This window comes from Desulfosporosinus nitroreducens (assembly GCF_023897015.1).
Taxonomy (GTDB): domain Bacteria; phylum Bacillota; class Desulfitobacteriia; order Desulfitobacteriales; family Desulfitobacteriaceae; genus Desulfosporosinus; species Desulfosporosinus nitroreducens.
The window spans coordinates 23,267-33,397 of sequence record NZ_JAMHFY010000038.1 but is presented as its reverse complement, the minus strand read 5'-3'; the positions used below and the strand labels follow the sequence as shown (position 1 = coordinate 33,397).

The following is a 10,131-nucleotide window of genomic DNA, read 5'->3' as shown; positions in this document are numbered from 1 at the left end:
ACAACCTGTTACTTTGGAGGGCAAGAGTTTTTGGCAGAAACCCCCTTTACCCTCATTATGGTCGAGTGGCCGGGGGTCGATACCTTGTTTCTATCCCGTCTGATCGGAGTAGCCCCTGCAGATGTCAAAATCGGCATGAATATTCAAGCAAAGTTTAAACGATTAAGTCAGTTCAAACCCACTGACGTCTATTTTGTTCCCGCTTGATAACTCATAACACAATCATTACAAGTGAAGATCAACGTACAGGGAGATTTCCATATGGGGCAGTTTGTTCAGATAATCGCTTCTTTAATCTCCCTGGTCACTTGGTGAGGTTCATTCAAATACTGTCTGGAAGTAACGAAAAGTTTTCAAGTGTATGACATAGTTGGTAAAGACTCATAGCGTAGGGTGGGGGGATAAATGATCTGGAATCCAGAAATGACGTTTCCAACTATGATTCGTTCAATTAGTGATGGCATCTATATTACAGATTCCCAAGGAGACTGTCTGGCACATAATGAAGCTTTCTTGCATATTACGGGGATCCCCATAAATGTCGTGGGACGGAACGTTAGCACTCTGATAGATGACAACTTGATATCAGACTCTGCGACAATTGAGGTTATTCGCTGTGGAAAGCGTGTATCCAAAGTAATTATCTTTCCAAGTGGTTGCGAGGCCTTAGTAACTGGTAATCCAGTCTTTGATAAAGACGGCAAATTGATAAACGTGGTGTGCGAGGTGCGTGATTTAAGTGAACTAAATACATTGAAAGATGAATTAAAGCGTTCTAAACAACTTAACAAGCAGTACAGAGAGATTCTTAAAAACTATGGCTCTGCTGTGAGCACTGAGCTGGTAACGGTACGCGATCCTAAAATGCAAAGAATGTTAGATGCATTACCCAGAATCGGTGATTCTGACGCAACGGTGCTGATCAGCGGAGAGTCTGGGGTAGGAAAAGGACTGATAGCTTCGTTGATCCATGAGCATAGCAGTCGAAGCACGAAAGGAAAGTTCATAAAGGTGGACTGCAGCGCGATTCCATCGTCATTGATGGAATCAGAATTATTCGGCTATGAGGGGGGAGCGTTCACAGGTGCGAAACGAGAGGGCAAGCCGGGATTGCTGGATCAAGCCAATCACGGCACAGCCTTCATGGATGAGATAGGAGAGTTGCCCCTATTTCTCCAAGTAAAACTGCTTAGTGTATTACAAGACCATAAAATTCTACGAGTTGGAGGAACGACGCCTCGGTCGATGGACATTAGGTTTGTATGCGCCACTAATCGAGATTTAGAAAAGATGGTGGATGATGGGACATTTCGTAAGGACCTCTATTACCGACTAAATGTCATACCTGTTGGAATACCGCCCTTAAGAGAACGAAAAGAGGATATATTTGTATTAACCTTGTCCTTCTTGGACAAATTCTGTAAAAAATATCATCGCAATCTGAGCTTTGTCCCTGAAGCAATGGACTGCTTATATGAATACTCTTGGCCCGGAAATGTGCGTGAACTGGAAAATGTCGTGGAACGATTGGTTGTACTAAGCCAAACGGGTCTAATTGAGAAAGCGGATTTACCGGAGAAGATTCGACAGGCTAGTGAGGTGGTTGTATTGACCGTTCCTTCGAGTGAAAACAATCGGAAAGTAATTCCGCTGAAAGCGGCAGTGGCGGCAACCGAAAAGCAATGGATTGAGCGAGCCTTCCAGCAAAACAAACAGCTCGGGCCGACCGCACAGGCTCTCGGTATCGACATCTCCACTCTTTTGAGAAAATGCAAAAGATTGGGGATAAGGCGAACTGCAACCTTAGCAGAAATGCCATGAATAGGCCAATTAGATCTTGATTTGTAGATGGATGTAGAGACCTGATTATTATTTCGTTAGATCCCAAGAATGATTAATTTACAAGGGAGGTTGGATTTAACCAATGACAAAAGTTATACGTCTTGAAGAAGCAATCAGCAAGATTGAAAATGGAATGACCATAATGGTCGGAGGGTTTATTGGATGTGGAGCTCCCAGCCAACTCCTTGAAGAGGTCTGCCGGAAGCAAGTCAAAGAGCTGACCCTTATAGCCAATGATACGGGTATCCTCGGGGATGCAATGTCTCAACTCATCGTGCAACGATGCGTAAATAAACTTATTGCAACGCATATAGGCACTAACAAAGAGACTGGAAGGCAAATGTCCGCTGGTGAGCTTGAAGTCAAGCTAATACCCCAAGGAACATTAGTTGAACAAATTAGGGCTGCGGGTGCGGGTTTAGGAGGAATTTTAACTCCGACTGGAATTGGAACTCTTGTGGAGGAAGGGAAGCAGAAGCTTGTCGTAAATGATACTGAATATCTTCTGGAACTTCCAGTTCGTGCTAATGTAGCCTTATTAAATGCCTATAAAGCTGATAAGGCCGGTAATCTCGTTTATCGTCGCGCAGCTCGTAATTTTAATCCTTTAATGGCAACAGCCGCCGATACTGTTATTGCTCAAGTGGATCGAATAGTCGAAGTAGGAGAAATCGACCCGGATGAAGTCATGACTCCAGGCATCTTTGTGGATTATCTGGTTCAGAAACAGCCTCGGGAGGTGAGCAGTGTTGGATAAGGAAGCAAGAATAGACTGGCTTGTAAAAAGAGTGGCTCAAGAATTTAAAACTGGAGATGTTGTCAACTTAGGGATCGGAATTCCTACTAGGGTAGCGAACGCTTTACCAGAGGGGATAAAAATTATTCTTCAGTCTGAAAACGGCTATATGGGGGTTGGCCCTGTCCCGGAAGCCGGAAAAGAAGATCCTGATACCGTTAACGCTGGGGGTCAATATGCTACCATCTTACCGGGTGGTTGTAGCTTTGACAGTGCCATGTCGTTTGCCATCATTAGGGGAGGTCATGTGGATGCCACTGTGTTAGGAGCTCTTCAAGTAGATGAAGATGGAAATTTAGCAAGCTGGATGATACCGGGAAAGATGGTACCTGGAATGGGTGGAGCAATGGACCTAGTAGTCGGTGCGCGCAGAGTCATTGTTGCAATGGAGCATGCGGCTAAGAATGGAGGCATAAAAGTCTTGAAGAAGTGTACTTTGCCTTTGACAGCATCGAGACAAGTTAATCTGATTGTTACGGATATGGGAGTGATTGAAGTAACTCCCAAGGGGTTGGTCCTTAGGGAAATCGCACCGGGCTTAACGTTTGCGGAAGTGCAAGCTTGCACAGAAGCTATTCTGCTTACACCCGAATCTGAAATAGTAGAAGTATGACGTAGTATTTGTGAAAAAGTATGATTTGCAAGGTAAGATGAATCTCGTACTCAATTGTAAAAAAGGCTAAGGAGGGTATTTATGTATATTGAAGAGTACCGTAACAAGTGTGTCTCAGCGGATGAAGCGGTAAAAGCGGTTCGAAGTGGAGATTGGATTGAGTTTTGTTGGGCAGCAAGTATAGCGTGTTTGTTAGATGAGGCTTTAGCCCGCCGGGTAAAAGAACTAAACGATGTGAATATTCGTGCAGCTGTTCTACTCAAGCCGTCGGCCATCTTGGAGAGTGATCCAACGGGAGAACATTTTACTTGGAATAGTTGGCATCTTAGCGGGCGCGAACGAAAATTAGTCCAAAATGGTCAAGCTTACTATATTCCTATTAAATATTCGGAGGTGCCTCGCTGGCTCCGTGAGAATTTACAGACAGATGTTGTTGCTATTCAAGTTGCCCCAATGGACAAACATGGGTATTTCAGCTTTGGGGTTACGGTATCTCATTATGCGGCAGCGATTGAAAAGGCTCGTGTAGTCATTGTTGAAGTAAATGAAGATATGCCGAGTATCCATGGTGGATATGACCATATGGTCCATATTTCAAAGGTTGACTATGTTGTTGAAGGAGGGCACAGGGGACTTCCAGAATTACCTTCAGCGCCTGCCTCTGAAATAGATAAAAAAATTGCCTCATATGTATTGCCTGAGATTATGGACGGCGCTTGTATTCAGTTGGGAATTGGGGGAATGCCTAATGCCTTAGGACTGATGATTGCGGAATCAGATCTTAAGGATTTAGGAATTCACACTGAAATGCTAGTTGACGGTTTTGTAGATATGGTTGTAGCAGGGAAAGTTAATGGTACGTGCAAACAACTAGACCGAGGCAGAATTGTCTTTTCTTTCGCGGCGGGGACCCAAAAACTTTACGAATTTATGAAGAATAATCCATCTTTGGCTGCTTATCCTGTAGATTACACTAATCATCCATGTAATGCTTCACGAAACGACCACCTAATTTCAATTAATAGCTGTTTGGAGATCGACTTGACAGGTCAAGTATGTTCTGAATCAGCTGGCTCCAATATGCTGAGCGGTTCTGGCGGACAGCTTGATTTTGTGGAAGCCGCTTATAATTCTAAAGGAGGAAAGAGCTTTATTTGTTTGCCATCCACCTATATAGATAAACAGGGACAAGTTAAATCCCGCATTAAAGGGCTTATGACATGGGGCTCTGTGATTACGGATACTAGGACGACTGTTCATTTTGTAGTCACAGAGTTTGGAAAGGTTAATCTTAAAGGGTTGTCGACTTGGCAGCGAGCAGAGGCTTTGATTTCAATCGCCCATCCTGATTTCAGAGAAGAATTGATCGCTCAGGCAAAAAAGCTGAGGATTTGGCGTCAATGTCATAGTCGTTAAGTTAAGGCGTCTAACTCTAATGGATACTCATCTACTTTAGTGAGATAAAAAATAAGAGAGACAAGGAATTTTTCAATTAGCGTAAAGAGTAAATGATCAAAATTATATTAAGATAAGGGGTTGGGTTATGGGCGTTACTCTAACGATTGATCAACATATAGCAAGGGTTGTAATTGATCGACCTGAAGCTCTTAATGCTATGAATGAAAGCGTTTTAGTTCAAATGAAGCAGGCTGTTGATAGCATTCAAAATAATGAAAATGTAAGGGTTGCTATTTTTATGGGTGGCGGTGTGAAGAGCTTTGTTGCTGGCGCAGATATAAACTATATGTTTTCTATGACCCCTCTCGAAGGTGAAAAATGGGGTAAATTTGGTCAAAGCGTTTTTACGGCTATTTCAGAGTTGAGGTGTCCTACAATTGCGGTAATTCAAGGGTACGCCTTGGGTGGTGGTACGGAACTCGCAATATCTTGTGATCTAAGAATTGCAAGTGAAAAAGCTTGTTTTGCTCAACCTGAGGTAAAGTTAGGTATTATCCCAGGGTTCGGCGGTACACAACGCTTGACACGTTTAATCGGTCCAGGCTATGCAAAACAGATGATTCTTACAGGTAATCAATTTAGTGCTCTCCAAGCGTTAGCGATGGGGCTAGTAAATGAAGTCGTTTCCCACGACCGGCTTATCGAGCGAGTAGACGCACTAGCCCAGAGTATAGCAAGTAGATCGCCCAATGGAATTCGATTAGCTAAAGAAGCAATTGAACATGGATTACAAGGCTCTCTTAATGAAGGATTACAGCTAGAGGCAGCTTTATTCGGATTATGTTTTGCTTCTCCTGAGCAACGGGAGGGTATGACCGCTTTTGTGGAAAAACGCAAGCCTAAGTTTTAGGATTAGACTGACTTTAAACTTAAATATTTAATATGCATACTTTTCACTTTTTCTACTATTGAACCCTCTTGTTAGAGTTGTATCCTGTACCTAATAGACCCGCACTTGGCAGGAACCTGTTATAAATTGGTATTCCCGATGGACGAAGAGTGAAAAAGTTAAAATTGCTATTTAGCAATATTGATACATGTTTAAAAATGAATACATGTATCAAAAAGTAGGCATCGATGCAAGGCCAGGATATTGAAGCAACCATATGAACTTACGCTATAAAGTGTAAACATGTGTGCACATGTATCGGATTGGGTTTTTTCGTAATTAGCCTATGCAAAAACTCCAAAAATCCTTGATAGGAAGGCAAAAGGGCGAAATATAATTCAGAATATTTAGTATGGCACAAATATTGCAGATAATTATGTATATTCTGATATTAATCAGACAACACTTCTTTCTAAAACAAAAGGGAGGAATGCCTAAAGAAAATCAATGATGGCATTGTTAAGTTCAAGGATTAAGCCCTAGGAACGAAATGTTTAGAGGAGGTATATTAATGTCGGATCACCAATTGAAAGCTCGCTGGGGTCAGCCCTTAACCGGTATTATTTCAACGGCTTCTTTTTTACTCATCGCACTGATAACTTGGTTTATATTATCATCTCCCCATGGAATTTTTAAGAACTATGAACACCCTATGCTTGAGTTTTTAGCCTGGATGATCTTGTTTGGTGCTTGGCAGCATATTGTTTTTGGAAATTGGCCTTTTGAGAAGCTTAAACCAGTGACACGAGGAATTGTGATGATTGGGGTTAATATAATAGGAACCTACGTCATAATTTATGGTGTATTTCAAAGCTTTCTTGGAAAGCTCATTCTTCCGCTTTGGAGTGTTGAGGCCTTGGTTGCACAGGGCATAAGTATCGAACACGCCAGAGAATATGTTGGCGGAGCCATTACGATGTTTGTCCTAATGGGTTTTGTCACCTATACGTTTTGGTCAATTCTCTTTAAAAAATGGCCTTGGGGGGGAAAACTGACCCAACCTGCCCTAGGTTTGGCAGAGTGGTCATTAACCACGGTCATTACGCTTTTGGCTTATGGTGCACTTATCTTCCCCTTCTACGTAAGTGTGGTTTTAAAACAACCTTTAGCAGCTGCTGCTCCTTGGTGGGGAATATTTGATGGTGTTCCACACTTGAACTACGTGGTTGGAATCTGGGAATGGATGGTTGTTTACCTTTTCATGACGGCAAATGTATGGTCAGGAAAGCCCTTCCACCTGGTTAAAAAGCAACCCTGGAGCGGGCTGGTTGCCATTATTTCTATAATTGTCATGGCCTATGTGACAGTCAAGATTTTGATGTTTGGAATGGGTGCAGTATGGGGTGCTGTAGATCCGAAGGCATCTGACGGGCCAGCGTCCTTGGCGTGGCGCTATTATAATACTGCCACACTTGCTGGGTTTACCTTGTTCCCATTTTTGATCTGGAACCATTACTTTGACAATTGGCCTCAAAAATGGGGAAGTGTTGTTGGGTGGTTTGTTAGGACAGGGATCGTTGGTGTACTTGCAGTGGCCCAGTTTTTCATCTATTACTCTGTATGTTTACCGTTATTAGGACTGAAGCCTGAGTATTCTAATCATGCCAACAAACCGCTGGTGTGGCTTTTCTGGGCGATTATCCCGCTTCTCTTTAACGATTGGTTCATGTCGAAAGTTCCTTTTTACAAGTCGACTGCAGAGCATGTGGATGTAGTGGAATCAAAAACTACGTCAAGCTCTCATTAAGGAAGCACAAACATTAACGAATACTATCGCTGAAGGGTTGGCTTCGCTGAGCCGCCTATCTAAAAATACACTGGTTGCGAAGTCGGAGTCTCCCCCAAAGCGAAGTAGAGACGTGCCCGATTACAAGAAGTGAGGGTCAAGGATATTGATTTGAAATAATACGTGGGGTGAGAAGATGTCAAAGATTAAAGAAATTTACCAAGATAAGCTTCGTACGGTTGAAGAGGGGATCAAACTGGTTCAGAATGGGGACTGTCTTGTGGTACCAACAGGAGTGGGAGAACCACCAGCGCTTTTGACAGCTTTATCTGAGCATCGTCGGGAGTATCATGATGTTAAGGTATTTCAGATTCTTCCTTTGAGAAAGTTCGGATATATTGATTCTGAAACAGTCAAACATGTCCGTCACGTGGCATATTTCTTAGGAGGCGCAACGCGAGCAGGAGGCCAGCAAGGATGGATTGATTATATCCCAAGTTATTTTAGTGAAATGCCTAGAATGTTTCAAGATGGACTTCTTCCTGTTGATACTGTCTTTACTCTTGCCTCGCCAATGGATGAACACGGGTATTTCTCTATTAGCTTAGGTACAGATTATACAATGGCTGCAATTCAAAAAGCACGCACTGTTGTTCTGGAAGTGAATCCTAATGTTCCGTACGCTAATGGAAATTGTTTAGTCCACATTTCTCAGGTTTCAGCCATCGTAGAAGATCAAACCCCGCTTACGGAAGTCGGACTGCCTGTTATTGGTCCTGTTCAGGAAGCGATTGGTAAATATGTGGCAGATTTAATCGATGATGGTTCTACAATTCAGATCGGCTTCGGGGCAATCCCAGATGCTGTCGTGATGCAACTTACCCATAAACATGACCTAGGCATTCATACTGAAATGTTTGGAGATGGAATTTTAACTCTGATTGAAAGCGGAGCAGTTACGAATCGAAGTAAGAATTATTTACCGGGTAGAGTTATTGCAACTTTTGCCTTAGGTTCAAAACGTCTCTACAATTTCATGAACCGCAATCCCCAATTGGAGATGCATCCGGTCGACTTTACAAATGATCCATGCCTTGCTGGACAGAATGATAATTTAGTCACAATTAATGCTTCCGTGCAAGTGGATTTCTTGGGTCAATGTTGTTCTGAGAGCATGGGCAGTACCCCTTACAGCGGAACTGGAGGGCAATCAGACTTTGTACGTGCGGCAAATCGTTCCAAGGGCGGAAAATCGTTTATTGTTCTTCCTGCCACTGCGAAGGACGGGAAAATATCTCGGATTACTCCGACCTTAACCCCAGGTTCAGCTATAACGACCTCGAAAAATGATGTAAACTATGTTGTTACGGAATTTGGTGTGGCACAGTTAAGAGGGAAATCTGCTAAGCAACGAGCGAAAGCGCTAATTGCTATTGCGCACCCAAGTTTTCGTGAAGAACTTACGGAAGCGGCAAAGAAAATAAATTTACTTTAAACTTTTTAAATTAAAAAAATGATTGTAAAAAATATTCCGAAATATGAGATAATAATTTTTGTAGAGAGGAACGCGGCAATACGAGTAAGGAGAGAGATTAAATGTCTAGAGCAGTAATTGTAAGTGCAGTAAGAACCCCTTTTGGTACAATGGGCGGAAGTTTAAAGGATATTTCGGCGGTTGATCTTGGAGCACATGTCATTCGGGAAGCGCTTAAACGCGCTGATCTTCAGGGAGACATGATAGATAATGTTCTTATGGGGATGGTTATCCAGGGTGGAGCAGGACAGATTCCCTCGCGGCAAGCGAGTATCAAAGCCGGACTCCCATTGGAAGTAACCTCAGAGACGATCAACAAAGTATGTGCTTCCGGAATGCGAGCTGTGACCTTAGGTGAGACCATCATACGCGCAGGAGACGCGGATGTTATTATTGCCGGTGGAATGGAAAGTATGTCTAATGCACCATTTGCTTTGACAAAGGGACGCTTTGGCTATCGTATGGGAAATGACAGCCTAATAGATTTAGTAGTAAATGATGGACTGTGGTGTGCTTTTCACAATGTTCATATGGCAGTACACGGCTCAACTGTAGCCAGAGAATATGGAATTTCACGTGAAGAACAAGATGAATTTGCACTGAGGTCCCAACTATTGGCCTCTAAGGCTATCGAAGAGGGAAAGTTTGTAGATGAGATTGCTGCGGTAGAAATCCCGCAACGAAAAGGGGAGGTACTTTGCTTTGCTAAGGATGAAGGACCTCGACGAGATACCACTCTGGCAAAGCTTGCAGCGTTACCGCCTATTTTTGTAAAAGATGGAACTGTTACAGCAGGGAATGCCCCTGGGGTTAATGATGGTGCCGGTGCATTGGTTCTAATGAGTGAGGAAAAGGCGCGTGAAATGGGTAAAAAGCCTCTGGCGACAATACTTGGGCATGCCAGTGTAGCACAGGAACCGACCTATATTGCCACAACCCCAGGACTGGCCATCAATAAACTCCTCAAACAAAAAGGAATGACCATTCAGGATATAAGCTTAATTGAAGCTAATGAAGCTTTTGCGGCAGTTGCCCTCACAAGTCAAAAGATAGCTAAGTGGGATCCAGCGATTGTCAATGTCAATGGAGGGGCTATTGCCTTAGGGCATCCCATTGGGGCGAGTGGAGCAAGAGTCATTATGACCTTAATTTATGAATTGCGTCGTCGTGGGGGCGGAATTGGGATTGCTGCGATTTGCAGCGGAGCTGCGCAGGGGGATGCAATCATGTTGGAAGTGTACGGAGAGTAAGGACAAAGTCTAGAATTGCGATC

Annotated in this window: 9 protein-coding genes; all 9 read left to right on the top strand. The window is 43.2% G+C overall.

Annotated elements, in window-relative coordinates:
- On the top strand, positions 1 to 207 hold a 207-nt coding region (locus tag M8E35_RS24245), incomplete at its 5' end, for an OB-fold domain-containing protein (RefSeq protein WP_252473530.1).
- A 198-nt stretch (positions 208 to 405) separates the two neighbouring features.
- Positions 406 to 1,821 (top strand): sigma-54 interaction domain-containing protein, encoded by a 1,416-nt coding sequence (locus M8E35_RS24240; RefSeq protein ID WP_252473528.1) that lies wholly within the window; start codon positions 406 to 408, stop codon positions 1,819 to 1,821.
- 103 nt (positions 1,822 to 1,924) lie between these two features.
- Entirely contained in the window at positions 1,925 to 2,599 is a 675-nt protein-coding gene (locus M8E35_RS24235; RefSeq protein ID WP_252473526.1) for a CoA transferase subunit A, read from the top strand.
- On the top strand, positions 2,592 to 3,251 hold the full coding sequence (locus tag M8E35_RS24230; RefSeq protein ID WP_252473524.1) for a 3-oxoacid CoA-transferase subunit B: 660 nt from the start codon (positions 2,592 to 2,594) through the stop codon (positions 3,249 to 3,251). Before M8E35_RS24235 ends, M8E35_RS24230 begins: the two co-directional genes overlap by 8 nt.
- Before the next feature lie 81 nt (positions 3,252 to 3,332).
- Positions 3,333 to 4,667, top strand: coding sequence for an acetyl-CoA hydrolase/transferase family protein (locus tag M8E35_RS24225; RefSeq protein WP_252473523.1), 1,335 nt, complete (start codon positions 3,333 to 3,335; stop codon positions 4,665 to 4,667).
- Positions 4,668 to 4,794: 127 nt separating this feature from the next.
- Complete coding sequence (locus tag M8E35_RS24220) at positions 4,795 to 5,559, top strand: enoyl-CoA hydratase/isomerase family protein (RefSeq protein ID WP_252473521.1); 765 nt, start codon at positions 4,795 to 4,797, stop codon at positions 5,557 to 5,559.
- A 550-nt stretch (positions 5,560 to 6,109) separates the two neighbouring features.
- Positions 6,110 to 7,345, top strand: a complete 1,236-nt coding sequence (locus M8E35_RS24215; protein WP_252473519.1) for a hypothetical protein — start codon at positions 6,110 to 6,112, stop codon at positions 7,343 to 7,345.
- A 175-nt stretch (positions 7,346 to 7,520) separates the two neighbouring features.
- Positions 7,521 to 8,819 (top strand): acetyl-CoA hydrolase/transferase family protein, encoded by a 1,299-nt coding sequence (locus M8E35_RS24210; RefSeq protein WP_252473517.1) that lies wholly within the window; start codon positions 7,521 to 7,523, stop codon positions 8,817 to 8,819.
- 101 nt (positions 8,820 to 8,920) lie between these two features.
- Positions 8,921 to 10,108 (top strand): acetyl-CoA C-acetyltransferase, encoded by a 1,188-nt coding sequence (gene mmgA / locus M8E35_RS24205; protein WP_252473515.1) that lies wholly within the window; start codon positions 8,921 to 8,923, stop codon positions 10,106 to 10,108.
- Positions 10,109 to 10,131: the final 23 nt, after the last annotated feature.

Coding starts and splice junctions, on each gene's coding strand:
- M8E35_RS24235 (WP_252473526.1), top strand. CDS start 1,925: ATGACAAAAGTTATACGTCTTGAAGAAGCAATCAGCAAGATTGAAAAT.
- M8E35_RS24210 (WP_252473517.1), top strand. CDS start 7,521: ATGTCAAAGATTAAAGAAATTTACCAAGATAAGCTTCGTACGGTTGAA.
- mmgA (WP_252473515.1), top strand. CDS start 8,921: ATGTCTAGAGCAGTAATTGTAAGTGCAGTAAGAACCCCTTTTGGTACA.
- M8E35_RS24220 (WP_252473521.1), top strand. CDS start 4,795: ATGGGCGTTACTCTAACGATTGATCAACATATAGCAAGGGTTGTAATT.
- M8E35_RS24215 (WP_252473519.1), top strand. CDS start 6,110: ATGTCGGATCACCAATTGAAAGCTCGCTGGGGTCAGCCCTTAACCGGT.
- M8E35_RS24240 (WP_252473528.1), top strand. CDS start 406: ATGATCTGGAATCCAGAAATGACGTTTCCAACTATGATTCGTTCAATT.
- M8E35_RS24225 (WP_252473523.1), top strand. CDS start 3,333: ATGTATATTGAAGAGTACCGTAACAAGTGTGTCTCAGCGGATGAAGCG.